General features: G+C 66.3%; 22 protein-coding genes. 16 read left to right on the top strand and 6 right to left on the bottom strand.

From position 1 onward, the window contains the following. Positions 1 to 33: 33 nt before the first annotated feature. The 3 genes from CUJ89_RS34070 to CUJ89_RS34080 form a co-directional block, all read right to left on the bottom strand. Positions 34 to 1,434 carry an aspartate aminotransferase family protein gene (locus tag CUJ89_RS34070; protein WP_114181861.1) on the bottom strand — a complete coding sequence of 467 codons (1,401 nt, stop codon included), beginning with the start codon at positions 1,432 to 1,434 and terminating at the stop codon, positions 34 to 36. Between the two features lie 180 nt (positions 1,435 to 1,614). Further along, entirely contained in the window at positions 1,615 to 2,550 is a 936-nt protein-coding gene (locus CUJ89_RS34075) for a 2-hydroxyacid dehydrogenase (RefSeq protein WP_114181862.1), read from the bottom strand. 3 nt (positions 2,551 to 2,553) lie between these two features. Further along, positions 2,554 to 3,414 carry a GNAT family N-acetyltransferase gene (locus CUJ89_RS34080; RefSeq protein ID WP_114181863.1) on the bottom strand — a complete coding sequence of 287 codons (861 nt, stop codon included), beginning with the start codon at positions 3,412 to 3,414 and terminating at the stop codon, positions 2,554 to 2,556. A gap of 22 nt (positions 3,415 to 3,436) precedes the next feature. Here CUJ89_RS34080 and CUJ89_RS37910 point away from each other — a divergent pair, with 22 nt between their 5' ends. Beyond that, complete coding sequence (locus CUJ89_RS37910; protein WP_152036691.1) at positions 3,437 to 3,622, top strand: hypothetical protein; 186 nt, start codon at positions 3,437 to 3,439, stop codon at positions 3,620 to 3,622. 214 nt (positions 3,623 to 3,836) lie between these two features. Beyond that, entirely contained in the window at positions 3,837 to 4,505 is a 669-nt protein-coding gene (locus CUJ89_RS34090; RefSeq protein WP_114181865.1) for a haloacid dehalogenase type II, read from the top strand. Between the two features lie 57 nt (positions 4,506 to 4,562). Here CUJ89_RS34090 and CUJ89_RS34095 read toward each other — a convergent pair whose 3' ends face one another. After that, positions 4,563 to 4,907 (bottom strand): cupin domain-containing protein, encoded by a 345-nt coding sequence (locus tag CUJ89_RS34095; RefSeq protein WP_114181866.1) that lies wholly within the window; start codon positions 4,905 to 4,907, stop codon positions 4,563 to 4,565. 310 nt (positions 4,908 to 5,217) lie between these two features. Here CUJ89_RS34095 and CUJ89_RS34100 point away from each other — a divergent pair, with 310 nt between their 5' ends. The 9 genes from CUJ89_RS34100 (at position 5,218) to CUJ89_RS34140 (ending at position 15,205) form a co-directional block, all read left to right on the top strand. Next, positions 5,218 to 6,810, top strand: coding sequence for an ABC transporter substrate-binding protein (locus CUJ89_RS34100; RefSeq protein WP_114181867.1), 1,593 nt, complete (start codon positions 5,218 to 5,220; stop codon positions 6,808 to 6,810). A gap of 79 nt (positions 6,811 to 6,889) precedes the next feature. Next, the gene (locus CUJ89_RS34105; protein WP_114181868.1) at positions 6,890 to 7,843 is read left to right on the top strand and encodes an ABC transporter permease; all 954 of its coding nucleotides are present in this window, start codon (positions 6,890 to 6,892) and stop codon (positions 7,841 to 7,843) included. A 29-nt stretch (positions 7,844 to 7,872) separates the two neighbouring features. Then, complete coding sequence (locus CUJ89_RS34110) at positions 7,873 to 8,832, top strand: ABC transporter permease (RefSeq protein ID WP_114181869.1); 960 nt, start codon at positions 7,873 to 7,875, stop codon at positions 8,830 to 8,832. Next, complete coding sequence (locus tag CUJ89_RS34115; protein ID WP_114181870.1) at positions 8,832 to 10,694, top strand: ABC transporter ATP-binding protein; 1,863 nt, start codon at positions 8,832 to 8,834, stop codon at positions 10,692 to 10,694. The genes CUJ89_RS34110 and CUJ89_RS34115 overlap by 1 nt, the downstream gene beginning before the upstream one ends. 200 nt (positions 10,695 to 10,894) lie before the next feature. Beyond that, the gene (locus CUJ89_RS34120; RefSeq protein ID WP_114182447.1) at positions 10,895 to 12,172 is read left to right on the top strand and encodes an NAD(P)/FAD-dependent oxidoreductase; all 1,278 of its coding nucleotides are present in this window, start codon (positions 10,895 to 10,897) and stop codon (positions 12,170 to 12,172) included. A gap of 23 nt (positions 12,173 to 12,195) precedes the next feature. Next, positions 12,196 to 12,477 carry a 2Fe-2S iron-sulfur cluster-binding protein gene (locus CUJ89_RS34125; protein WP_114181871.1) on the top strand — a complete coding sequence of 94 codons (282 nt, stop codon included), beginning with the start codon at positions 12,196 to 12,198 and terminating at the stop codon, positions 12,475 to 12,477. An 11-nt stretch (positions 12,478 to 12,488) separates the two neighbouring features. After that, on the top strand, positions 12,489 to 12,944 hold the full coding sequence (locus CUJ89_RS34130; RefSeq protein WP_236655132.1) for a helix-turn-helix domain-containing protein: 456 nt from the start codon (positions 12,489 to 12,491) through the stop codon (positions 12,942 to 12,944). 198 nt (positions 12,945 to 13,142) lie between these two features. Continuing rightward, positions 13,143 to 13,877 carry a cupin domain-containing protein gene (locus tag CUJ89_RS34135; protein ID WP_114181872.1) on the top strand — a complete coding sequence of 245 codons (735 nt, stop codon included), beginning with the start codon at positions 13,143 to 13,145 and terminating at the stop codon, positions 13,875 to 13,877. A 2-nt stretch (positions 13,878 to 13,879) separates the two neighbouring features. After that, positions 13,880 to 15,205: an NAD(P)/FAD-dependent oxidoreductase gene (locus tag CUJ89_RS34140; protein WP_114182449.1), complete on the top strand. Its 1,326-nt coding sequence runs from the start codon at positions 13,880 to 13,882 to the stop codon at positions 15,203 to 15,205. 72 nt (positions 15,206 to 15,277) lie between these two features. Here CUJ89_RS34140 and CUJ89_RS34145 read toward each other — a convergent pair whose 3' ends face one another. Further along, positions 15,278 to 16,198: a LysR family transcriptional regulator gene (locus CUJ89_RS34145; protein ID WP_114181873.1), complete on the bottom strand. Its 921-nt coding sequence runs from the start codon at positions 16,196 to 16,198 to the stop codon at positions 15,278 to 15,280. A gap of 148 nt (positions 16,199 to 16,346) precedes the next feature. Between CUJ89_RS34145 and CUJ89_RS34150 the strand changes: the two genes are divergently transcribed. The 4 genes from CUJ89_RS34150 to CUJ89_RS34165 all read left to right on the top strand — a co-directional run bounded on the left by CUJ89_RS34150 (position 16,347) and on the right by CUJ89_RS34165 (position 21,592). Beyond that, positions 16,347 to 17,624: an NAD(P)/FAD-dependent oxidoreductase gene (locus CUJ89_RS34150; protein WP_114181874.1), complete on the top strand. Its 1,278-nt coding sequence runs from the start codon at positions 16,347 to 16,349 to the stop codon at positions 17,622 to 17,624. Next, positions 17,621 to 19,090 (top strand): aldehyde dehydrogenase family protein, encoded by a 1,470-nt coding sequence (locus CUJ89_RS34155; RefSeq protein ID WP_114181875.1) that lies wholly within the window; start codon positions 17,621 to 17,623, stop codon positions 19,088 to 19,090. Before CUJ89_RS34150 ends, CUJ89_RS34155 begins: the two co-directional genes overlap by 4 nt. A 69-nt stretch (positions 19,091 to 19,159) precedes the next feature. Beyond that, positions 19,160 to 20,344, top strand: coding sequence for a M20 aminoacylase family protein (locus CUJ89_RS34160; RefSeq protein ID WP_114181876.1), 1,185 nt, complete (start codon positions 19,160 to 19,162; stop codon positions 20,342 to 20,344). A 345-nt stretch (positions 20,345 to 20,689) separates the two neighbouring features. After that, the gene (locus tag CUJ89_RS34165; protein WP_114181877.1) at positions 20,690 to 21,592 is read left to right on the top strand and encodes a GNAT family N-acetyltransferase; all 903 of its coding nucleotides are present in this window, start codon (positions 20,690 to 20,692) and stop codon (positions 21,590 to 21,592) included. A gap of 74 nt (positions 21,593 to 21,666) precedes the next feature. Here the strand turns inward: CUJ89_RS34165 and CUJ89_RS34170 are convergent, their stop codons facing one another. Then, positions 21,667 to 23,880: a LamG-like jellyroll fold domain-containing protein gene (locus tag CUJ89_RS34170; RefSeq protein WP_114181878.1), complete on the bottom strand. Its 2,214-nt coding sequence runs from the start codon at positions 23,878 to 23,880 to the stop codon at positions 21,667 to 21,669. A gap of 550 nt (positions 23,881 to 24,430) precedes the next feature. Here CUJ89_RS34170 and CUJ89_RS34175 point away from each other — a divergent pair. Continuing rightward, positions 24,431 to 25,981 (top strand): glycoside hydrolase family 28 protein, encoded by a 1,551-nt coding sequence (locus CUJ89_RS34175; RefSeq protein WP_114181879.1) that lies wholly within the window; start codon positions 24,431 to 24,433, stop codon positions 25,979 to 25,981. Positions 25,982 to 25,997 lie beyond the last annotated feature (16 nt).

The raw sequence follows: 25,997 nt of genomic DNA on the forward strand, positions 1-25,997 counted from the left end.
GCCCGGCTTTCCCTCGCCCGATTCACGCCCGACTCACGCCGGCTGCGCGTGGGCGGCGTCGAGCGCGCGCTGCACGCCCGCGTCGGCCAGCACGTCGTCGAGCGTCTTGCGCAAGCGATCGAACATCAGGTCGAATTCGCCGGCGGTAAAGCTCAGCGCCGGCGCGAAACCGAGCACGCCGTCGCCGAACGCGCGGAACACGATGCCGTTCGCGTACGCGGCCGCCGTGATCCGGTCGGATAGGTTCAGCGCCGGGTCGAAGCGCGTCTTGCGCGCCTTGTCGGCTACCAGTTCGAGCGCGCCGAGCAGGCCAACCGAACGCGCATCGCCGACCAGCGGGTGATCGCGCAGTGCGGCAAGGCCCGCCGCGAAGCGCGGCGCCATCGCCTGGCCGTTCGCGAGCAGCCCGCCGTCGTGATAGAGCTTCAGCACCTCGAGGCCGATCGCGGCGCTGACCGGATGCGCGGAATACGTCTGGCCATGCCCGACCACCGCGGAATCGGTGCGACTGCCCGCGATCCCTTCATAGATCTCGTCGGACATCAGTACCGCGCCCATCGGCGCATAGCCGGCCGTCAACCCCTTGGCAACGGTCATCAGGTCCGGCTCGACGCCTTCGGTCTCGCACGCGAACAGCGGGCCCGTGCGGCCGAAGCCGGTGATCACCTCGTCGGCCACGAACAGGATGCCGAGGCGCCGGCATGCGTCGCGCATCGCCTTCAGCCAGCCTGCGGGCGGCACGATCACGCCGCCCGAGCCTTGCACCGGCTCGCAGAAGAATGCCGCGACGTTGTCCGCGCCGAGTTCCGCGACCTTCGATTCCAGCGCGGCGACGGATGCGGCGATCAGCGCCTGCGGATCGTCGCCGAGCGGGTGGCGATACGGGTAGGGCGACGGAATGTGGTGCTGGTCGGCGCGCGGCAGGTCGAAATGTCGATGGAACGCCGGCAACGCGGTGAGTCCGGCGCCGATCGACGACGAGCCGTGATAGCCGCGCTCGAGCGCGATCATGTGCTTTTTCGACGGGCGGCCGGTGGCGTTGAAATAGTGCGTGATGAAGCGCACCGCGGAATCGACGGCGTCCGAGCCGCCGAGCGTGAAGTACACGCGGTTGAGCGACGCGGGCGCGAGGGCCGCGAGCCGCTCGGCGAGTTCGATCGCCGGCTGCGACCCGAAGTGGAAATAGCCGGTTGCGTACGGCAGCTTCGCCATCTGGTCGGCTGCCGCCTTGACGATGCTGTCGCGGCCGTAGCCGACGTTGACGCACCACAGGCCGGAGAACGCATCGAGCAGCGTGTGGCCGTCCGCGTCGCGCAGGAACACGCCGTCGGCGGATTCGAGCACGGTGACGCCGCGCGCTTCGTGCACGCGATAGTTGACGACGGGATGGATCAGGTGTTGACGATCGGCTTCGATCAGCGCGGATTGGGTCATGGCGGGGCGGGACTCTCGTCGGGTGTCAGAGGTGAACCCATCCTAACGAGCGAGAAAGCCCCGCGTGCCTTCAATTTGCAGCCTGAAACGTACGGATGCGGCGTTTGCACGGGGCGCATCGACATTTTCTGCTGCGCCCCCGGCCCGGCGCGGGTCACCCGTTCAACCCGTTCAATCCGTTCAATATCCGCGCACGCGATCGACGACGCCGATCATCGGCTGTCCTGCACGGTGGCGCGCGAGGTTCGCGAGCACGGCGTCGACGGCCGTGTCGGGCCGCGTCGCGCTGGCAATATGCGGCGTGATCCGGATGCGCGGATGCAACCAGAACGGATGGCCGGCCGGCAAAGGTTCGGGGTCGGTCACGTCGAGGATCACGCTGTCGAGCCGGCCGCTGTCGAGCGCCGCGAGCAGCGCGTTCGCGTCGAGTTGCGGGCCGCGTCCGACCTGCACGAGCGACGCGCCGTCCGGCAGCGCGTCGAACACGCGCGCGCCGAGCAACCCGCGCGTGTCGTCCGTCAGCGGCAGCAGGCAGATCAGGATGTCGGTGCGCGCCAGGAACGCATCCAGCGCCGTGTCGCCCGCATGGCACTCGACGCCGTCGAGCGTGCGCGGCGTGCGGCTCCAGCCGGCGCACGGGAAGCCGAAGCGCCGCAGCATGTCGAGCACGGCCTGGCCGAGCGTGCCGAGCCCGAGCACGCCGATGCGGCGCGACGCGGCCGCGCACACCGGCCGCTCGTGCCATACCTGCGCGCGTTGCTGCGCCGCGTAGTCGAACAGGTCGCGGTGGATCGTCAGCACGGCCTGCGTCACATACTCGACCATGCCGTCGACGATGCCGGGCTCGATCATCCGCACGACCGGGATGTGCGCGGGCACGCGCGACAGGTCGAACTGGTCGATGCCGGCGCCGACGGAGAACACGATCTCGAGGTTCGGCAGCAGCGCGACCGGATCGTCGGGCGGTTGCCATGCAGCGAGGTAGCGCACCGCGTCCGGATCGCCGATGTCCGGCCAGATCCGGAACGCGAGATCGGGCGCCTGTTGCGCGAAGCGGCGTGCCCATTGCGCGCCGCGCACCGGATCGGCCTTGTAGACGAAGCTCGTCTCACCCATCGCTCAGCCGAGCGCCTGGTTGACGATCGCGAATGCGCGCAGCGCCGGATCGCGCGCGGGCGCCGCGCCGCGCACCATCGCGACGACCGTGTCGACGCGAGGCAACCCGAGCCCCTGCAACCAGTCGGACAGCCCGCTGTCGCCCGGCGCGTCGAGGCGCACGAACATGCCCTCGTGCAGCGCGAGCCAGTGGCTGATGAGCGCCTGCGCGCGCAGCGCATCCGGCGCGATCACCGGGCCGATCGCATGGCCGCGGCCGAACCGGCGAAACAGCGCGAAGCCGAGCAGTTCGCCGTCGCGATCGAGCGCGATGCCGTTGGCGACGCCGAGCAGCGCATCGATCACCCCGTCGCGCGGATAGCCGGCCGCCCGCGACGCGAGCGCGGCGAGTCGCGGGCCGTCGTTCGCGCCGATCGGCCGCAGTCGTTCGCCGGGCGGCAGCGAGATCAGCGGCGGCTGGAACGCGGCGCCCTGGTGCTGATCGATCGTGTCGACCACCTCGAATCCGAATTTCTCGTACAACGGTTCGCCGGCTGGCGTCGCATGCAGAAAGACGGTCCGCTCGCCGAAACTGTCGACGATCCGCGCGAGGAGTTCGCGGCCGATGCCGCGGCCCTGGTACTCGGGCGACACGATGACCATGCCGAGCGACGCGTGCGACTCGCCGAAACGCCAGCCGAGCGCGGTGCCGACGACGCCGGTCTCGTCCTCGGCGACGAAGCCGCTGCCGAGCTGCAGCACGAAGCGCCAGTCGTCGACCCGATGCGGCCAGTTGAACGCTTCAGACAGCCGATGCGCGGCGGGCAGGTCGCGTTCGGCGAACGGGCGATAGGTAAGCGTGCGGGAAGGGTTGAGGTCGGCCACGCCGGACTCCGGATCGGTAGGAATGACGCATCCACTCTGCCAGCGGCGGTACGGCGCGGATAGGACGATTCGCCTGTTTTACGCCGGCAGCGGCCGGTTGCGCGAGATCGACGCAAACCCGCTCGACCAGCGCGACGGAACGCGCGCTTCGTGCCGCGCGGGACGGTCATTCCGGCAGCTTCTGCTGCGCACGCGCCAGTACGATTGAAGCAGTGCGAGGTGCGGCGCGTTGCTGTCTCGCAGCATCCCGCGCACGGTCCGGGCGGCGCCGCAGATCGTGCCGTGCAGGCCCGGCAACACGCGGCGGTTCTGCGTTTTGAGCGGCGCGGAACGACGTGCGAAGGATTTTTTGCCTTGATTCAATTTCGTTCAACCCAGCCCGTCCCCGGCCCTGCCGGGGCTTTACACCGACAGGACGTCACATGATCAACTTTGAACCGAAATTCATCACGTTCGACTGCTATGGCACGCTGACCCGCTTCCGGATGGGCGACATGGCGCGCGAGATTTACGCGGACCGGCTCTCTCCGGTCGATCTCGAGGAATTCGTGCGCGTGTTCTCCGGATACCGGCTCGACGAGGTGCTCGGTGCCTGGAAGCCGTACCGCGACGTCGTCGTCAATGCGATCCGGCGCACCTGCGACAGGCTCGGCGTGAAGTTCGACGAAGCCGAGGCCGAACGCTTCTATCTGGCCGTCCCGACCTGGGGGCCGCACCCGGACGTGCCGGCCGGCCTGTCGCGGCTCGCGAAGAAGTACAAGCTGGTGATCCTGTCGAATGCGTCGGACGACCAGATCATGAGCAACGTCGACAAGCTGGGCGCGCCGTTCCACGCGGTCTTCACCGCGCAGCAGGCGCAGTCGTACAAGCCGCGCATGCAGGGTTTCGAATACATGTTCGGCAAGCTCGGCTGCCAGCCGCAGGACGTGCTGCACGTGTCGTCGAGCCTGCGCTACGACCTGATGACGGCCGAGGATCTCGGCATCAAGCACAAGGCATTCGTCAATCGCGGCCACGAGCCGGGCACGCCGTTCTACAACTACTACGAGGTATCCGACATCGGCCATCTCGCGACGCAGCTCGGTCTGTAAGCGACCGTCGCCTGCCGCGTACCCGGGAGAACCCGGGTACGCGGCAGGCTGTCGGCGTCAGAAGATCACGTAGACCTTGCGCATCGTTTCGCGCACCTGCCACAGCCCTTCGGTATTCGCGGCGAAGAACAGCGTGTCGCCCGCGCCGAACTCGGCCGCCTCCTCGCCGTTCGGCGCAAACGTGCCGGCACCCGCGAGGAAATGCATCACCTCCGCTTCCTTCACCGTGCGCCGGTAAGTGCCCGGCGTGCATTCGAATACGCCGGTGTCGAACGCCTCGCTGCCCGGGATGACCACCTGGCGGCCCGCCACGCGGGCGGGCTCGGTGCCGGGCAATCCGGCCGTGCCCCAGTCGTCGGGCAGATCGGCTTCGTGCAAACGGGAAATCTTCTGAACTTTCATGCGTGTTTTCCTGGAGACGGTGGAGAGGGCGGCTCACTGCGGCATGCGGGCGTCGCGGCCGACCAGGACATTCGGCTCGCCTCGACCATCTCCGGCTCGCGGACGCGCAGCAAATCATGCTGCGCAGACGGCCCAAAACGGTCGAATCGTGTCGTGCAGCCGCCCCGAATCGCGACAACCGGCATTTTGGCGGTGCTTAAATGAACTCAATACGCAAGACGTTGCGCTCGCCACCAGCCGGCGGGCGCGGCGGGATTCTCGAACCACGCTGGACCCCAGGACCCACTTTCCACAGTCAGGAGCAGTTCGGATGAGCGACGATATCGACAACGGCGGCGACAAGGGCGGCTTTACGCGCCGCGACATGATGCGGGTCATGGCAGCGAGCGGCATGATGGCCGTTGGCACCGGCGGGCTGCTGATGGGGACGAAGTCAGCGTTCGCCGCGCCCGCGCCCGTGCCGAAGCGCGGCGGCAAGATCCGGGTGGCGAACGAATCGAGCTCGACGGCCGATACGCTCGATCCGGCCAAGGGCTCGACGGGCGCCGACTACATCCGCTTCTTCATGTTCTACAGCGGCCTCACGCAGCTGGATGCAAGCCTGACGCCGCAGATGAACCTGGCCGAGTCGCTGCAGACGACCGACGCGAAGACCTGGATCATCAAGCTGCGCAAGGGCGTCACGTTCCACGACGGGAAGACGGTCGGCCCGGCCGACGTCGTGTTCTCGCTGATGCGCCACAAGAACGCGGCCACTGCATCGAAGGTCAAGACGATCGCCGACCAGTTCACCGACGCGAAGGTGACCGGCCCCGACGCGGTCACGCTCACGCTCGCCAGCGCGAACGCGGACCTGCCCGTGATCCTCGCGACGCCTCAACTCGTGATCGTCAAGGATGGCACGACCGACTTCACGACCGGCATCGGCTGCGGTCCGTACAAGCTGAAGTCCTTCAAGCCCGGCGTCTCGACGGTCGGCGTGCGCAACGACAGCTACTTCAAGCCCGGGATGCCGTATCTCGACGAGGTCGAGCTGATCGGCATCAGCGACAGCGCCGCGCGCCTGAACGCGCTGCTGTCGGGCGACGTGCAACTGGTGAATGCGATCGATCCGCGCTCGACGCAGCGTGTCGCGTCGACGCCCGGCTATGCGCTCAAGGAAACCAAGTCGGGTCTTTATACCGACCTCATCATGCGCAGCGAAAGCCCGCTGACCGCGAACCCGGATTTCGTCGAGGGGATGAAGTACCTGTTCGACCGCGAGCAGATTCGCTCGGCGGTGTTCCGCGGCTACGCGGTGATCGGCAACGATCAGCCGATTCCGCCGGGCCATCGCTACTTCAACGCGTCGCTGCCGCAACGACCGCACGATCCGGACAAGGCGAAATTCCTGTTCCAGAAGGCCGGCGCGCTGGGCGTCGCGCTGCCGCCGATCTACGCGACGTCGGACGCGAACGGGTCGATCGAAATGGCCGTGCTGCTGCAGCAGGCCGGCCAGAAGATCGGGCTGAACCTGCAGGTGAACCGCGTGTCGCCCGACGGCTACTGGTCGAACCATTGGATGAAGCATCCGCTCGGCTTCGGCAACATCAACCCGCGCTCGAGCGCCGACGTGCTGTTCACGCAGTTCTTCAAGTCGGATGCGCCGTGGAACGAGTCGGGCTGGAAGAACCCGAAGTTCGACCAGTTGCTGCTCGCCGCGCGTTCGGAGACCGACGATGCGAAGCGCAAGCAGATGTATGGCGACATGCAGGTGCTCGTCGCGCAGCAGGGCAGGATCGGCATCCCGGCATTCATCAGCTTCCTCGACGGGTACGACAAGCGCCTCGCGGGCCTCGGTTCGATCCCGACCGGCCCGATGATGGGTGGCATGTTCGCCGAGCACGTGTGGTGGACCGCTTGACGCCGCTGCGTGCCCGCGTTGCGTTGCCGGCGCGGGTTCCCGCTCCGGCAACGGACGCCCTTTCCGGGAGTGCCGCGCCATGAACCGTATCCTGCTCGGACTGATCGGCCGCCGCATCGCGGTCACCGCGCTGACGCTGCTGATCGTGTCCGTGATCATCTTCACGATCACGAACCTGCTGCCGGGCGACGCCGCGCAGGCCGCGCTCGGCCAGTCCGCGACGCCGGAGACGGTCGCCGCGCTGCGTCAGCAGTTCGGCCTCGACATGCCGGCCCACGTGCGCTACGTGCACTGGCTCGCGGGCCTGATGCACGGCGATTTCGGCCGCTCGCTGTCGAGCGACATGCCGGTGTCCGACATGATCGGCGGCCGCTTGCCGAAATCGCTGACGCTCGCGGCGATCACGACCGCCGTGTCGGTGCCGATCGCGCTGCTGTTCGGCATCCTCGCCGCGGTCAAGCGCGGGTCCGTGATCGATCGCGTGATCAGCCTCGGCACGCTGTCGCTCGTCGCGACACCGGAATTCCTGATCGCGACGGTCGCCGTGCTCGTGCTCGCCGTGAAGCTGCACTGGCTCTCCGCACTGTCGTACAGCGGCCCGATCGAAAGCGTCCACGACTTCCTGCGTGCCTATGCGATGCCGGTGCTGACGCTCTGTGCGGTGGTGATCGCGCAGATGGCACGGATGACGCGCGCCGCGGTGATCGAGCAGTTGAGCGCATCGTATGTCGAGATGGCCGTGCTCAAGGGGGCGAGCCCCGCGCGCGTCGTGCTGCGCCATGCGCTGCCGAACGCGATCGGGCCGATCGCCAATGCGATCGCACTGAGCCTGTCCTATCTGCTCGGCGGCGTGATCGTCGTCGAGACGATCTTCAACTATCCGGGCCTGGCCAGCCTGATGGTCGATGCTGTCGGCAACCGCGACTTCCCGCTGGTGCAGGCGTGCACGCTGATCTTCTGCGTGGCCTATCTGATGCTCGTGCTGTTCGCCGACCTGTGCTCGATCGTGTCGAACCCGCGACTGCGGACCTGATCGCCCACCATTCTCCCGAGAGACGGACCATGCACCCGACCGAACCCGTACAACGCAGCAGCGCGCTGCCGCCGCCCGGCGATCCGCTCCCGTCGTGGGGCGACCCGCCACCGCCCGCCGCGCCTTCCCCGGACCGGCCGCGCAAGCGCCGCGCCATGCGCCTGAGCCTGACGACGGGCGGCTGGGTCGGCCTGTCGATGGTCGGACTGATGCTGTTCATCGCGGTGTTCGCGCCGCTGCTCGCGCCGCACGAGGTCGGCTCGATCGTGACGCCCGACGTGTTCGCACCGTTCGGCGCGAAGTTGCCGTTCGGTTCGGACTTCCTCGGCCGCGACATGTTGAGCCGGATCCTGTACGGCACGCGACTGACCGTGCTGCTCGCGCTCGCGGCGGTGCTGCTCGCCGCGCTGTCCGGCACCACGCTCGGGCTGCTCGCGACGGTGTCGGGCCGCGTGGTCGACGAGACGATGAGCCGCGTGCTCGACGCGCTCACGTCGATCCCGTCGAAGATGTTCGCGCTGATGATCGTCGCCGCGTTCGGCTCGTCGCTGCCGCTGCTGATCCTGACCGCGGCGATCAGCTACATGCCGGGTTCGTACCGGATCGCGCGCGCGCTGGCGGTCAACATCAGCACGCTCGAGTTCGTGCAGGTCGCGCGAGCACGCGGCGAGAGCGCGCTGTATATCGCCTGCGTCGAGATGCTGCCCAACATGATTCACCCGATGCTCGCCGACACCGGGCTGCGCTTCACGTTCGTCGTGCTGCTGCTGAGCGGCCTCAGCTTTCTCGGGCTCGGGGTGCAGCCCCCGTATGCGGACCTCGGTTCGCTCGTGCGCGAGAACATCGCAAGCCTCGGCGACGGTTCGGCCGTCGCGATCATGCCCGCCGTTGCGATCGCGATCCTGACGGTGGGCGTCAACCTGTTGATCGACGGCTTGCCGCATCGCGGCCGCCGCAAGGCCGCGGCCGGCGCTGCGGGAGGACACTGATGCGACACGAATCGAACCCGCTCGTCGAGGTGCGCGGGCTGCGCGTGGTCGGCGGCCGGCCGGGCGGTGCGGAAACGACGATCGTCGACGGCGTCGACTTCGATATCCGGCGTGGCGAGGTACTCGCGCTGATCGGCGAATCGGGCTCGGGCAAAACCACGATCGCGTTGTCGCTGATGGGCCACGCGCGCGCCGGTTGCCGGATCGCCGGCGGCTCGGTCAAGCTCGACGGCAAGGACCTCTGCACGCTGTCCGCGCAGGCGCTGACCGCGCTGCGCGGCCGCCGGGTCGCCTACATCGCGCAGAGCGCCGCCGCCGCGTTCAATCCGTCGCGCACGATCCTCGACCAGGTGATCGAGAGCGCGCTGATCCACGGGACGATGACGAAGCGCGACGCGCAGGCGAAAGCGGTCGAGCTGTTCCGCGCGCTCGCGCTGCCGGAGCCCGGGACGATCGGCAAGCGCTATCCGCACCAGGTGTCGGGCGGGCAGTTGCAGCGGCTGATGGCCGCGATGGCGCTGATCACCGATCCGGAGCTGGTCATCCTCGACGAGCCGACGACGGCGCTCGACGTGACCACGCAGATCGACGTGCTGCAGGCGTTCAAGAGCGTGATCCGGCGCTGCGGCATGAGCGCCGTGTACGTCTCGCACGATCTGGCCGTCGTCGCGCAGATGGCCGACCGGATCGTCGTGTTGAGCGACGGCGTGATCCGCGAATCGGGCGATACCGAACAGATCCTGCATGCGCCCGCGCATCCGTACACGCAGAGCCTGATCGCGGCGGTGACGCCGGGCGAGGCCGAACGGGACGCGAAGCCCGCGCCGGCGCCGCTGCTAGACGTGCGCGGCGCGGTCGCCGGCTATGGTGGCCGCACCGCGAAGGGCTGGCCGGCGAAAGTGATCCTGCATGAAGTCGACTTGCGCATCGGGCGCGGGCAGACGGTCGGCGTGATCGGCGAATCGGGTTCGGGCAAGACGACGCTCGCGAAGGTGATCGCGGGCCTGGTGCCGGCCACGGGCGGGCAGATTCTGCTCGACGGCGAGCCGCTCGCGCGCGATGTCGGCAAGCGCACGAAGGAGCAGCATCGCCGCGTGCAGATCGTGTTCCAGAACGCGGATACCGCGCTCAATCCGGTGCATACCGTCGAGCGCACGCTCGCGCGGCCGCTCGCGTTCTATCACGGGATCCGGGGTGCGCGCGCACGGCGGCGCGTCGCGGAACTCCTCGAACTCGTGCGGCTGCCGCAGGCGGTCGCCGGGCGACGCACCGGCGAGCTGTCGGGCGGGCAGAAGCAGCGCGTGAACCTGGCGCGCGCGCTCGCGGCCGAGCCCGACCTGATCCTGTGCGACGAAGTCACGTCGGCGCTCGATACCGTGGTCGGCGCCGCGATCATGGATCTGCTGCGCGACCTGCAGGCGAAGCTCGGCGTGTCGTACGTGTTCATCACGCACGACATCGCGAAAGTGCGCGCGATCAGCGACGACATCGTCGTGCTGTATGCGGGCCGCCGTGTCGAGACGGGCAGCCGCGACGCGCTGTGCGCACCGCCTTACCACCCGTACTCGCACCTGCTCGTCTCGTCGGCGCCGGAGCTGCGCGCGGGCTGGCTCGACGATGCGGCCGAGCGCTGCCACCGTCCGCTGGTGCCGATCGGCGCGAGCGTCGATGAAGCCGAACTGTGTCCGTTCCTGTCGCGCTGCTCGATGCGGGTGGACGGCGTCTGCAACCGGACCGCGCCCCCGCTGTGCACGCTCGACAACGGCGCGCAAGTGCTGTGTCATCGCAGCGAAGAAGACCTCGTGCGCTTCCAGGCACAGCCGGTGGCGGTCGTCCTGCCGGTGCAACCGGCGCGCCTGTAGCGTGCCGCACCCTTCGTTCATCGCACGCGCCTGCGCCGGCGATCGGCTTTCCGCATGGTGTGCTGCGGCAGTCGCACAAAACGGTGGATTGCACGCGCGCCGTGCGCGAATACGGGGCAACTGCGCTTTTTGACGATGATTAAATGGCTTTCAATGGGCGATCGCCGATCGTCGTCGCCGGAATGCTCGAGAAGGATGCGATGAAATTCGAATCGTACTGGCTGGATACCCGCCCCGCGTTTCGCACCAGCTGCGAAGGGCCCGTCGAAGGGCGCGCCGACGTGGTCGTGATCGGCGGCGGCTTCACCGGCCTGTCGGCCGCGCTCGCGCTCGCACAGCGCGGCGTATCGGTGATCGTGCTCGAAGCCGCGCAGGTCGCGGGCGAAGCGTCCGGCCGCAACGGCGGCCAGTGCAATACCGGCGTCGCGCAGGACTACGCGTCGCTCGTCGCGCGGATCGGCGCCGAGCAGGCGAGGCAGTTCTATCGCGCATACGAAAGCGCGGTGAAGAGCGTCGAGACGATCGTCGCCGAACACGCGATCGACTGCGACTTCCGGCGTGCAGGCAAGCTGAAGCTCGCCGCGAAGCCGCAGCATTTCGCGGGGCTCGCGAAGACATTCGATGCGTTGCGGCGGGACGTCGATCCGGACATCGAACTGATCGAGCCGTCGCAGATCCGCGACGAAGTCGGCTCCGACGGTTTCCACGGCGGGCTGTTGCAGCACAATGGCGCGCAGATGCACATGGGCAAGTTGGGCGTCGGGCTCGCGCAGGCTGCCGTGCGGGCGGGCGCACGCATCTACGAGCACGCGGCCGTCACGCAGCTCGAGCGGCTCGAAGGCGAGCGCCACGTGATCACCTGCACGCGCGGCACGATCGTCGCAGACCGCGTGCTGGTCGCGACCGGCGCATCGCAACACGGCCCGTTCGCATGGTTTCGGCGGCGTATCGCGCCGGTCGGCAGTTTCATCGTCGTCACCGAGCCGCTGCCCGACGCACAGCTGAGCCGGCTGTTCCCGCACCGCCGCGCGTACGTGACGTCGCGCCAGATCGGCAACTACTTCCGCGTGACGCCCGACAACCGGCTGCTGTTCGGCGGCCGCGCGCGCTTCGCGATGTCGAGCCCGCGCTCCGACGCGAAAAGCGGCGACATCCTGCGTGCCGGCATGGCCGGCTATTTCCCGGAACTGGCGAACGTGCGACTCGATTACTGCTGGGGCGGGCTGGTCGACATCACCGCCGACCGGCTGCCGCGCGCGGGCCAGCACGACGGGCTCTATTACTCGATGGGCTATAGCGGCCACGGCGTGCAGATGTCCGTGCACATGGGCCGCGTGATGGCCGACGTGCTGTATGGCGCGGCCGCATCGAATCCGTGGCGCGAGCTCGACTGGCCGGCGATGCCCGGCCATTTCGGGCACGCGTGGTTCCTGCCGTTTGTCGGCGCGTATTACCGGATGCAGGACTTCCTGCATTGAAGCGAGTGCCCGGGGGATTCGATATGACAGTGCGATTCGTTCGTCTTGCTGAAGCCGGCCGGCGCCCCGTCGCGTTCCGGACCGACGGCGGGATCGTGAACGGGCTCGAAGGCGATACGTTGCTGGTTGCGATGCCGACGCAGACCGGTCACGTGCGGCAGTCCGGGTTCGGGCCCGAGGAGCGGGCCGGATGCTGCCTGACGGGCGCATGCCACGATTGCCGGGTATGGGCCGCCGACGGTGCGCGCCTCCGCGCATGCACGACCGTTGTCGCGTCGCCCACTGCCGCGCAAGCGGCCGCATGAGGACGGCGAGCATGGTCACCCTGTTCCACGATCCGCTCGACGCGGCGACGATCCGCACCGCGAACGTTGGGCGGACAGTCTCGCCGGCGATCGGCGACGTGCTGCGCACCATCGATGCGTCGTTCGCGCAGCCGCTGAACCTCGACACGCTCGCAGCGGTGGCCGGATTGAGCGTGTCGCGTTTTACTGCGCGTTTTCGCAGCGAAGTCGGGTTGTCGCCGCATCGGTATCTGTGTCTGGTGCGGGTACGGCGCGCGCAGGACTTGTTGCGCGCCGGTCTGGCACCGTCGGTCGTGGCGACCGAAGTCGGTTTCTTCGACCAGAGCCACCTGTGCCGGCATTTCCGGCGCGTGCTGGGGATGACGCCGCGCGATTACGTGGTCGCGCGGCCGGGTGGCGCGCCGGCGCGAATGTCGCCGATGCGCACGCGCGTTGAACGACGCGACGCGTGCTGTCATGCCGTGTAGGCGCCAGGCGCGGAGGGCGTGCATGCCCGGCGCGCCCGTGGCCGAAGAGCGCGTGCGTCGAACCGGCCTGGCGAACACTACCCGTTTAAAAAGATTAATTATCCTGATCGTTTCGAATTGAGAATCCCCGGGAACAACGATTTCCGATACCGCGCGACGGGTTCCGACCGGATCGTCGCGCAATGCGCAGGAGCAGAAATGACCGCAGCGTTCGTGTTGCACCGTGCCGACGGCACGCCTTCTTCAACCGTCTTTCGCAGCGGGGCATTCGGCGAGCACGACCCTTTTGCGCGGCATCGGGAGATCGCCTGGGAAGGGCCCGACTCGATGGCGGCGGGGCGTATCAGCTTCGTCGGCGAACTCGATATATCGAGCTTTCCCCACATCGAAACCATCGTCGTTGTCGAAGGCGTGCTGACGCTCGAAGCGGCGGGGGCGGCGCCGCTGGTGCTCGGTCCGCGAGAGGGCGCAGTCATCGGTAGCGGCACGGCGCTTCGCGTCAATGCGGAATCGCACGTGCTTTTCATGTTCTGCGCAGCCGCTTGCGGGAAACCGACGAAGCGCGGCCTCTTCCCGTTGCGCGCCGACGCTGACTTCAAGCCGTCCGCATCGCTGCCGGCGGAGGTGCTGCTTGGCCCCGCTCCGCAGTGCCGCAGCGACAATGTCTTCATTGACGACGGCGCGGAATACTGCGCGGGTACGTGGGATTCGACGCCCTACCATCGGATCATTCGCCCGCATCGCGTGAACGAGTTCATGCAGCTGCTGGACGGCAGCGTACGGTTCGCCGCGCCTGACGGCAGCGTGCTGTCGCTCGGTGCCGGCGATGCGCTTTTCATACCGCGGGGCACATCGATCGGTTGGGAAAGCAGCGATCGTGTGGCGAAATTCTACGTCGTGCAAAACGTCCGCGCATCAACCGAACGAGAATGATCATGTCGCCTCCGCTGCGCCATATACAAACTTCACCCACGCCGCCCGCCGCGGCCGACGTCGTCGTGATCGGCGGCGGCATCATCGGCGTCTTTACCGCCTACTATCTGGCCCGGCGAGGCGTTTCAGTCGTCCTGGTCGAGAAGGGGATGATCGGGGCCGAACAATCGAGCCGCAACTGGGGCTGGTGCCGGCAGCAGAATCGCGACGCCCGCGAATTGCCGATGGCCAGCAAGAGCCTCGATCTGTGGGAACGATTTGCCGTCGAATCCGGTGAAGACACGGGCTTTCATCGCTGCGGGCTGTTGTATCTGAGCAATGACGAGGCCGAGCTGTCACGTTGGTCCAGTTGGGGCGAGTTTGCAAAGACCGCCGGCGTGACGACGTCCATGCTCGACAGCCGGCAAGCGAGCCAGCGGGGTCACGCAACCGCGCGGACCTGGAAAGGCGGCGTCTTCTCGCCCACCGACGGCACGGCCGACCCCGGGAAGGCCGCGCCGGCCGTGGCGGCTGCACTCATGAAGCTCGGCGGCAGCGTCCACCAGCACTGCGCGGCTCGCGGCATCGAGCTGGAGGGCGGCCGGGTCAGCGGCGTCGTCACGGAGGCAGGGGTCATCAAGACCAGGACGGTGGTGCTTGCCGGTGGCGCGTGGGCGTCGTCGTTCTGCCGCCAGCTCGGCATCCGTTTTCCTCAGGCATCGATCCGCCAGTCGATCCTGAGCGTGTCCCCTGTCGAACATCGGTTGCCGGATGCGCTGTTCACCTCTGGCGTGTCCATTACGCGCCGCAGCGACGGACGCTATGCACTGGCCATCAGCGGCCGCGCGCGCGTAGACGTGACGCCGCAGTTCCTGCGATTCGCGCCTCATTTCGTGCCGATGTTCGCCAAGCGCTGGCGCAGCCTGCTTCCGGGAGGCCTGGAAGGCGTGCGCGGCGGCCATGAAACGCTGAAGCGGTGGCGGCTCGATGCACCGACACCGATGGAGGCAGTGCGCATCCTGGATCCGAAGCCCGACATGCCGACCGTCAACGAAACGTATCGCCGTGCCGTCGAACTGCTGCCCGAACTTCGCGAAGCAACGATCACGCACGCGTGGGCCGGGTTCGTCGACAGCACGCCGGACGGCGTGCCGGGGATTGGCGAAGTCCCGGGCGTGCCGGGCTTGATCCTCGCAGCAGGCTTTTCCGGCCACGGCTTTGGCATTGGCCCGGGCGCGGGGCACTTGATCGCGGATCTCGCTACCGGTGCGCAACCGCTGGTGGACCCCGTACCTTATCGGCCGGGCCGATTCGGCGATTCCGCATGGGGCAAGGTCGCCGATTTTTAGTTCGTGGGCGTCACGCGGCAGACGGTAGCGGCATCTGAACGATGCCCTTTGGTCGGCAACCGGAACTCGGCGTCAATTCCGCCAGGGCGGGAGGGTAAAGGCTTGTTTCGCTGCTTCCAGAAAGACGCGCTGACGGATCGTCAGGCCCTGGCGCGTCGGCATCAGTGCCATGACCGGTGCGGAATCCAGGCGCCATGCCGGCAACACGCGCATCAGTTTTCCGTCCGCGATCAGCCGTGCGCAATCCCATTCGGATCGCGCGACGATTCCGAGGCCGTCGACTGCCCAGTCGGTGATCACGTTGCCGTCGTTCGACGACAACGCGCTGTTCAGCCGGACCGTAACGGCTTTGCCTGCCCGTTTGCCTGCGGCATCGTGTTGAGTGAAACGCAGGCGGGTCACGTCTTCGTCGTTCTCTCTCAAGCTCAGATATTCGTATCGAACGAGTTCGGACGGATGCCTGAGCGTCGACAGGCTGCGTGCAAGGGCAGGGCTTGCGCACAGGAGGCGGTCGTTCGGGGCCAGAAAATGTCCTATCCACGACGACCCTTTGATGTGGCCGATGGAAACGACCACGTCGGCGCTCGACGCGGCTGCGAGCGGGCTTTCGACCAGTACGAGCGAAATCGCGAGATTCGGGTGCGAGCGATGCAGGTCCCGAACCAGTGGTGCGACATAGCGGCGGCCGAACCCGAACGGTGCCACGACGCGCAGATGGCCGGTTACGCTGCCCGACTCACCGGAAACGCGCGACGGAATCGACTCGATTCGTTCGAGGATCTCGATGGCTTCCTGAACGAGGCGCTGACCTTCGTCAGTGACGGAAACGCCTCTGGCGGTGCGCGTGACGAGGCGTACCCCCATCCGCTGTTCGATGCGCTGAAGGCGCACCGTGACGGCGGGCGGTGTGAGATCCAGCAGCCTTGCGGCGGCGGCAAGCGATTGCGATACGCCAAGCGCACGCAGCAGTTGCATGTCTTCCAGTTGAAGCATTAAGAACTCTTTAACGATGGGTTCATTGGATATTAAACACGACGAAAATATTTTTTCCTATAGTGGGTCGCGTGTGCTCGACACCAGCGTGGACCGATCGACGCTGCCGGAGGACTGATGCGGTGTCCATATAAGTCTGGAGAGTGTGATGCATTTCGGTTCTTATTGGCTGGATACGTCCGAGCCATTCGTCAGTACCTCACCTGACATGCGTGGCGGAAGTTGCGACGTGGTTGTGGTGGGTGGGGGGATTACAGGCTCAGCGGCTGCATTGGCGCTAGCAAAAAAAGGCGCGCGCGTCATCGTCTGCGAAGCGGGAACCGTGGGGCAGGCGGCGTCGGGCCGCAATGGCGGCATGTGCAACAACGGCTTCGCGCAGGATTATGCGTCGCTGTCGCAGCGGATCGGTGCCGAATTGGCCAACCGGTTGTATCTGGCGTTCGACGCGGGTGTCGACACGGTCGAGCGGCTGGTCAGGGAAGAGTCGATCGACTGCGATTTCGTTCGCCGGGGAAAGCTCAAGCTCGCGGCGAAGCCGGAGCACTTCGACAAGCTCGTGCGAAGTCAGGCGTTGCTCGCGGAGAGCGTGGACCCGGATACGCGCATCGTGACGAAGGCAGAGCTGCGTGACGAGATCGGCTCGAACCGTTATCACGGCGGGTTGATCTTCGAGAAGAGTGCCGGGATGCACGTCGGACGCTACGTGCGTGGCCTGGCGAACGCCGCGCAAGCGCGTGGCGCGCACATTCTGGAGCATGCGCCGGTTCTCGGGTTAAAGAGGGACGCGGGTGGCGCATACGCGGTGCGAACGCCGCTCGGAGAGATCCGTGCGCGCCAGGTGCTGCTGGCGAGCGGCATTTCGCAGGTGGGGCCGTTCGGCTGGATCCGGCGCAGGATCGTGCCGGTCGGCGCTTTCATCATCGTCACCGAGCCTTTGCCGCACGAACTGCTCGACAGGTTGCTGCCGACCCGCCGCATGGCCACCGACACCAAGAATTTCGTCAACTTCTTTCGCGTCACGCCCGACAACCGGATGCTGTTCGGCGGGCGCGCGCGTTTCGCGACGTCGAATCCCCGTTCGGACGAAAAAAGCGGGCTGATCCTGCGGCAGCAGATGGCCACTGTGTTTCCCGAACTGGCGAACGTGCGCATCGACTATTGCTGGGGCGGCATGGTCGACATGACGGCCAACCGCCTGCCGCGCGCGGGCCAGCGACACGGCGTCTACTACTCGATGGGCTATAGCGGGCATGGCACGCACATGGCCACGCTGATGGGCACACTGATGGCGGAGATCATGGACGGGCGCGCGGATCTCAACCCGTGGAAAGGTTTCGACTGGCCCGCTATTCCCGGTCACTTCGGCAAACCATGGTTCTTGCCGTTCGTGGGCGCGTGGTACCGACTCAAGGACACCTTACAATGAATTCACCTGCCAATTCGCCTGTTCGTCACCTGATGCAAGCTGGAAGGCTGGATCGGTTCTTCATCGACGGCGAATGGATCGTGCCCGACGGCGGCGATCTGTTCGCGGTCGTCTGCCCGTCCACTGAAGACACGCTGTGCGAAATCCCGCTTGGGAACGCACGCGACGCCGACCGCGCGGTACAGGCCGCGCGCAACGCGTTCGAACGCTGGTCCGCGACTTCGCCACAGGAACGCGCCGCGCTGCTCGACCGCGTTCATGCGCTGATACTCGAGCGTGCGGAACTGTTCGCCACGGCGCTCGCGATGGAAATGGGCGCGCCGATCGGCTATGCGCGCGGCGCCCATGTGCCGCTCGCGGCTGAACATATTCGGGTTGCGCGTGACAACCTGGCCAGCTACCCGTTCGTCACCCGCCGGGGGACGACCGCGGTCGTACGCGAGCCGATCGGCGTGTGCGCGCTGATCACGCCGTGGAACTGGCCGATCTATCAAATCACGGCAAAGGTCGGCCCGGCGCTTGCGGCAGGTTGTACGGTTGTCCTGAAACCCAGCGAACTGTCGCCGCTCAGCGCGTTGCTGTTTGCGGAAGTCATTGCCGATGCGGGCGTTCCCGCGGGCGTATTCAATCTGGTGAGCGGCAGTGGAACGGAAGTGGGCGCGTCGCTTGCATCGCACCCCGAGGTCGACATGGTGTCGATCACCGGTTCGACGCGCGCCGGCGTGCTGGTCGCACAAGCGGCTGCTCCGACGGTCAAGCGCGTCGCGCAGGAGCTTGGCGGCAAGTCGCCGAACATCGTGCTGCCCGACGCTGACCTGGCGCGTGCGATCCCCCCGGGCGTTGCCGCCGCGTTTCGGAACATGGGGCAGTCGTGCAGCGCGCCGACCCGTCTGATCGTGCCGCGCAATCGGCTCGGCAGGGTCGAGGAACTGGCCGTCGAGGCAACGGAACGGATGGTCGTGGGCGACCCGTTCGCCGACGCGACAACGCATGGCCCGCTGGCCAATCGTCCGCAGTTCGACCGGGTTCAGCAGATGATCGAAGCGGGCATCGACGAACGAGCGAAGCTCATCGCCGGCGGCCCCGGACGGCCCGCAGGATTCGACAGGGGCTTCTATGCGCGGCCGACCGTCTTTTCCGATGTCCGCACCGATATGACGATTGCACGGCAGGAGATCTTCGGGCCGGTCCTCGCGATCCTGCCTTACGATACCGTCGAAGAAGCGATCGCCATCGCGAACGACACGGTGTACGGGCTCGGCGCACATGTGCAGGGCACCGACGACGCACTCGTGCGTGCGGTGGCTGCGCGCATCCGGTCGGGGCAGGTGCATCTGAACTATCCGGCATGGGACCCGCAAGCGCCGTTTGGCGGGTACAAGCAATCGGGGAACGGCCGCGAGTACGGGATCGAAGGGATGGAAGAGTACATGGAGGTCAAGTCGATCCTCGGGTTCTACGATTGAAGCAGCCGCTGCGCCTGAACGAGGCGGCAGCACAGATTCGAATCCGTTTGCTTTCCAAAGGTGCAGAAATTGGAATTTCCCATCATCCCCGAAACGTCGCTGAGAACGCATCACGCACACTGGGCGCAACTGCGCCGCGACCTGCATGCTCATCCCGAGTTGCGATTTGAAGAACACAGGACGGCCGACGTCGTTGCCCGCGAGCTTGAAGACATCGGCTATGCGGTGACGCGTGGGCTGGGAGGCACGGGAATCGTCGCGAGCCTGCCCGGTTCGAACCCGGGCCGGGGGATCGTGCTCCGTGCGGACCTGGATGCGCTGCCGATCCAGGAAGCGAATGACTTCGCACACGCATCGGGCGCGCAAGGGATCATGCATGCGTGCGGGCATGACGGCCATACCGTGATGTTGCTGGGGGCGGCGCGCATCCTGAAGGACTTGCCGCAGTTGCCGGGCACGGTTCATTTCGTGTTTCAGCCCGGAGAAGAGGGCGGCGCGGGCGCGCGCAAGATGATCGACGACGGGCTGTTCGAGCACTGTCCGACGGAAGCGGTATTCGGCATGCACAACTGGCCCGGTTTGCCTGCCGGGCATTTCGGGTTGCGCACCGGCCCGATCATGGCCGCGGGCTCCCGGTTCAGGATCACGGTAACGGGCAAGGGCGCGCATGCGGCGCAGCCGCATCTGGGCGTCGACCCCATACCGCTCGCGTGTTCGATGGTGCTGCAGTGTCAGACCATCGCTGCGCGGCACAAGGATCCCGTGGATCCGGCCGTCATTTCCGTCTGCATGTTCCAGGCAGGCAGTACCGACAATGTCATTCCGGACAGCGCCGAGTTGCGCGGGACGATTCGCACGCTGTCGTCGGCATTGCAACTGAAGCTGCAGCGCGACGTCCAGCTCATGTGCGAGGGGCTGGCCTCCGCGTATGGTGCGCAAGTCGAGGTGACGTTTTTTCAATACTACCCCGCGACGATCAATACGCCGGCGGAGACGGCACTCTGCGAAGCGGTCATTCGCGAGACGTTCGGCGACGCACGCCTGTACCGCGATGTGCCCCCGAACATGACGTCGGAAGACTTCGGCTTCATGCTCGAGGAGCGGCCCGGCGCTTATGTGCTGATCGGTAACGCCCCCGAAGGCATGGCGGCGCCGGCGCTGCATCACCCGAAATACGATTTCAACGACGCCATCATTCCGGCCGGCGTCCGGTATTGGGTCGCTTTGGCGCAGCATTACTTCCGCACCGTGTAACGCGGCGTTAAGCCGCATTGAACGGTAATGCGCGAAGGCGCCATGGGGGCTGCGGGTGGGCGCGAGATGCGGCAGCCGCGCGGCTGAATCAAGCAATCGTGCTGCGCAACGGACCGAACAGTTCAATGCCGTCCGATTTGAATATTAAAGACGAGTTAACGATGGGTTTATTGGTTGTTAAGCACGGCCAAGACATTCCTTCCTATAGTGCGTTCGATGAACTTGCCGGTGGGCGTGCCACGGACGCTGAATGCCAGGCGCGGATGCTGCTCACGCCCGGTGACACCCGCTCGCGCCGCGTTGCGCGCCCGGTTGCGGAACAACACGATCTGGAAGGGACGGTTGATGAAACAGGAACGCGATATCAACGTTGCGCTGTCGATGACGAAGCCTCGCTATCGAAGATTCGCTCCGGCCGACATACCAGCGGCCCACGCTCTTTCGATGGCGCTTGCCTGGCCATTCAGAGCGGAGGACTGGCAGTTTTCAGCCGATACGTCGATCGGGTTCGTGGCTGAAGAAAGCGGCATCGTCATTGGTACGGCAATGTGCTGGAAGTACGGCGCGGACCGCGCTTCCCTCGGACACGTCATCGTGTCGTCCGCGCACCAGGGCAGAGGTATCGGACGCGTGTTGATGGAAACCGTCCTCGAAGAACTCGGACCACGGATGACGTTCCTGCATGCAACGCCGGCCGGCCAGCCTCTTTACGAAAAGCTCGGTTTCAACGTGTGCGGATCGCTGGATCAATATCAGGGAAACGTCGGCCACGCTGCCCCGGTTGCATTGCTCGATGGCGAGCGACTGCGCGCCGGGACGCCTGCCGATTTGCCGCGTCTCATCGAACTGGATGCGCGCGCTTCCGGTCTCGAGCGCGATGCGCTTCTGTCGGCATTGCTGAAGCGGGCGGAAAGCGTCGTGCTCGAACGTGACGGCGAGATCGTCGGATTTTCGGTGCTGCGCCGCTTCGGCCGCGGTTATGTGATCGGCCCGGTGGTCGCGCCGGATTCGCGCGACGATGCGCGCGCGGGGGCTTTGATCGGCTACTGGCTGACGCGTCGAGAGAGCGAATTCGTTCGTATCGACGTGCCTTCGGGAACAAGCTTGCCGGGCTGGATGAACGAGCAGGGATTGAAGCGAGTGGACACCTGCTCGAAGATGGTCCGCAACGCGCCCGCCGGCGCATACGGCGGGGCGCCCGATCCGGCATGCAGGCTGTACGGGCTTCTCAGTCAAGCCATGTTGTAGGCCTCGGCCGGTCGGGCAGGTCGCGCGTCGCCGGATGCTGCCCGTGCGTGTCAAGGCATGCACACCGGCACGCATCACGCTCGCTGCGCGAGCGCCTTCACCTGGTCGGCCGACATCGCGCCGCGATAGACGCGGAACTCGTCGATCGAGCCGTTGAAGAACGGATCGGACGGATACTGCGAACGTCCGATCCAGTTCTGCGCGGTGTGCCCGATGCGCCAGGGCGCGAAGATGACGTCGCTCGCCGTGCCGATCGCGTTGCCGTTCAGATAGAGCGTCGCCGTCGTTGCCGCCAGCGTGACGGCCACGTGCGCCCATTGTCCGGCCGGCAGTGCGGCGTTGCCGTCGATCGCGCGTTCGCCATGTCCGCCATTGGTCGTGATCGCAAAGCGCATCGTCCCGCCATGACTCCTCGGCGTGACGAACAGATAGCGTCCGGTGCCCGAACCGAAATCGAAGAGGCGCGCCCACGTCTGTCCGCCGTTCCAGTTCACCCAGGCCGCGATCGTGAAATCCGACACGTCGGCGACGATGTCGTTCGGCAGCGCAACGTAGCCGGTCGAACCGTCGAGCGACACGGCGTTGCCGGTTTTCCCGGGTACATGCGACACGCCGCCGGCGAGCGTACCCGCATGACCGTTGCCGGACGAGTCCGCGGCGGCCGTGCCGCCCGTTTCGTCGAAGGTCAGCAGCGTATGCAGTTGCAGTGCCGTCGACGCGGCGACTTCCGCCGAATTCGCGGTTTCACCCGACGCGGTCTGCGCGCTGATCACGTAGTACCAGGTGCCCGTCGCCGGGCTGTCCGTGCAGGTCAGCGGATCGACGATGCCGCTCGCGACGGTCGTGTAGGGGCCGCCCGAAGCGGATGCGCGCTTCACGTCGTAGCTTGTCGCATTCGCCACGCCCCACCACGACAGCACGACCTGTCCGGCGGCCGGCCACGCGGTCAGACCGCTCGGCGCGGCGGCGGGCGCGACCCGATCGCGCGTGCAGGTGAGCGTGCCGTAGCCGAGCTGATCGTAGCCGCCGCTCGCTTCGCCGTAGTTGCCGCCACCGCCTTCGGGCTGGAGCGCGAGCGCGAACTTCGTCGACCACGGCGCCGACAGCCCCTTGCGGTTCACGTAGTGGTTGTAGACGAGCGCCCAGCACGGACGGATCGTCCCCTGGCTGGCGGTCGAGAATTGTGCCTGCGTGACATCGACGTTCGCGTACTGGACGTACGGCACCGACAGAAACGTGCCGTCCGGCTGCACGAGGTTCGCCTTCGCGACGTATTCGGCGCCGGCGAGAAAGCGGTTGTTGTCGTAACCGTACAGGTCGATGCCCTGGTTCCACGCCATCTCGCAGATCGCGCCGCCAAGCGCGATGCCGAGCGTGTTGTGCCCCTGGTCGCGGCCCGACTCCTGCCATTGGCCCAGGTGGCCGGGGTGCACGTAGTAGACGGCCTGCGCGATCGCGCCGTTGCCGGGCCCGTCGATGAAATAGTTGACGGCCTCGTCGAACTTCGCGTGATCGTCGCACAGCACGCCGATCGCCATGAGCGATGCGAGGTTGCACAGATCCCAGTTGGCCCAGTAGTGCGTGATGTCTGTGTTGTTGTGGCGATTCAGGAAGTCGGCGTTGATCGGGTAGAACTTGTCGACCATCATCGTCCGGAACGCGGCGAAGTCGGCCGCCGCCCAGCCGGGATAGGTGCGCATGATTTCGCCGGCGTTGGCGAATTCGTAGCCGTAGATGCCGGCTGCCAGATCGACGTTCGAGTCGCCGGCGAGATTCTGCAGCGTCGACGACCACGCGTTCATGATCTGCACGGCCTTGTCCGCATACGCGGCATTGCCCGAGATCTTCCAGCGCAGCGCGCATGCATAGGCGGCTGCGATGTCCTTGTACAGCACCGGGTAGTTCTGCGTGCCGGTGCCGCCGCGCGTCACGACGGCCTGCGGTCGCGGCGACCACGACAACTGTGCATGACCGTTCGTAATCAGCCTGTTCCAGCCGTCGAGCCAGGGCGACGCGGCGGCCGATACCTTTTGTGCGATCCGGTCGAAATCGGCTTGCGTGTGCAGCAATCCCGGATGCGCGAATGCTTGATCCGTGGCGATGCTCGCGTTGCCCGTCGCCACGCGCGCGAGCGCGCGGTTGCCAGCAGTGGTGGGGGCGATGCCGGGGGCACTCTCGGTTGCCTCCGTGCCGCCGCACGCTGAAAGCGCGAGCGCACCGATGCTGTAAAGGAAGGTGCGACGGGAGATGCTCGTACCGGATCCGAACTGAAATGGCGTGTCGTTCATGGTTGCGTCGTGCGTTGAAGAGACCCGGTTGAAACAAACGATTCGCGCGACGGTGGACGGGGCCGGCCGCGGCTCGCACACACGGCAAGCGAGCGGGGCGACCCTCCGTCGAATGTCGCCTCGAGCGACGACGAAATCAGTCGTCGCATAACGACGCGGATTGTAGCGGAAGCAACACCCTTCGGGAGCGCAAATTTGTCACGGGACAACTCGTTTATCCGATATCGATTGTCACGGATTCGTTGATTAACATGCTAATAAAACGGAAACGAATGACGATTGAACCGTTTGCGAGATATTATCGTCGCCGGCCTGCGAGCAGGAGACGCTTCACGTGTGCCGATCGATACCTGGCAGCTATTTTTATGGTTGTCACACAACCGACAACATAATGAGCTTTCCGCGTACGGCATGCCAGCCCGCGGGCCAGTGCAACCCCATCCCGGCGCAGCAACGCCGGCGTCGCTCGACGTACTAAAAACCGGAGAACAACACGATGACGAGCAGGATCGCAGTCCTTGACAATCGATTCGCACGACGCGCGGTTTGGATGGCTTCACTTGCCGCGCTGGCCGGCGCGGGCGGGATGGTCGTGCCGGCCACGGCCGCGACGACGGTCGGCACGCAGTGGGGCACCGTCAGCGAGCCGGCGCTGCCGACGCGCGTATGCGGCACCGTCGCGGCGCAGCTCACGCCGGCCGGCGGCTCGGTCGACGCGCTCGACTCGACCGCATCGAATGCCGAACACGATACGACGCGAATCCAGAACGCGATCGCGCAATGCGCGGCCGGCTCCGCCGTGCATCTGACCGCCGGCGCGAGCGGGCAGACAGCGTTCATCAGCGGGCCGCTGACACTGAAATCGGGCGTGACGCTGTGGCTCGACAAGGGCGTCACGCTGTTCGCGTCGCGCAATCCCGCGCTGTATGACAACGGTGTCGGCACCTGCGGCACGGCGACCTCGAGCAGCAAGAAATCGTGCAACCCGTTCATCAGCGCGTCCGGCACGGTGAATGCGGCGCTCGTCGGCGATGGCGTGATCGACGGGCGCGGCGGCAGTCTGCTGACGAGCGGGCCGAATGCGGGCCTGCGCACATGGTGGGACGTCGCGTACCAGAACAAGACGCAAGGCTTGAACCAGCAGAACCCGCGGCTGCTGGAAGTGAAGGGCGGCAGCAACTTCACGCTGTACCGGATCACGCTGCAGAACTCGCCGAACTTCCACGTCGTGACCAACGGCGTGACCGGTGTGACAGCGTGGGGCATCAAGATCGTCACACCGAGCGCGGTTTACACGAAGAGCGGTTACGCGTGCCCGACCGGCACCCAGCCTAACGAGACGACGCCCGCGACCTGCTTCACGCCCGATACGGTGAAGAATACCGACGGCTTCGATCCGGGGCAGTCGAGCCAGGTGCTGCTCGCGTTCTCTTACATCAGCACCGGCGACGATCATGTCGCCGTGAAGTCGAGCGCGTCGCCCGGCGTGAAGCAACTGACGATTGCGCACAACCACTTCTACTACGGCCACGGCATGTCGATCGGCAGCGAAACGAATGCCGGCGTGTCGGACGTGGACGTGCGCGACCTGACGATGGACGGCTTCGACAGCCCGAACGGCAACGGCCTGCGGATCAAGTCCGATTCGTCGCGCGGCGGCCTGGTGAACAACGTGCGCTTCGCGCAGGTCTGCATGCGGAACGTCGCGCGGCCGCTCGTGTTCGATCCGTTCTACAGCACGTCGACCGGTACGCTGTATCCGGATTTCAAGAACATCACGGTTCAGGATTTTCATTTCGTCGGCAGCACGAAATTCGGCGGCGGAAAGGTCAGGTTCTCCGGCTACGAAGCGAACGGGCAGCACTTTCCGCTCGGCATCACGCTGAACAACGTGGTGTTCGACGGCACGCAACCGACGTTCGAGCAGGACGTCGCGACGCACTATACGCTCGGACCGGGCGCCGTGAGCTTCTCCGGCTCGATCGTCACGTCGAGCGCGAACGACGTGACGGTCACGGGCACGCCGGGTACGTCCGCACCGTACGACTGCAGCGCTGCGTTTACGACGCTGAAATCCGTCGCGCCGACTTCGCCGATCTGATCCGCATTTTTTTAAA

The sequence above is a fragment of the Burkholderia pyrrocinia genome, from assembly GCF_003330765.1.
GTDB lineage: Bacteria > Pseudomonadota > Gammaproteobacteria > Burkholderiales > Burkholderiaceae > Burkholderia > Burkholderia pyrrocinia_B.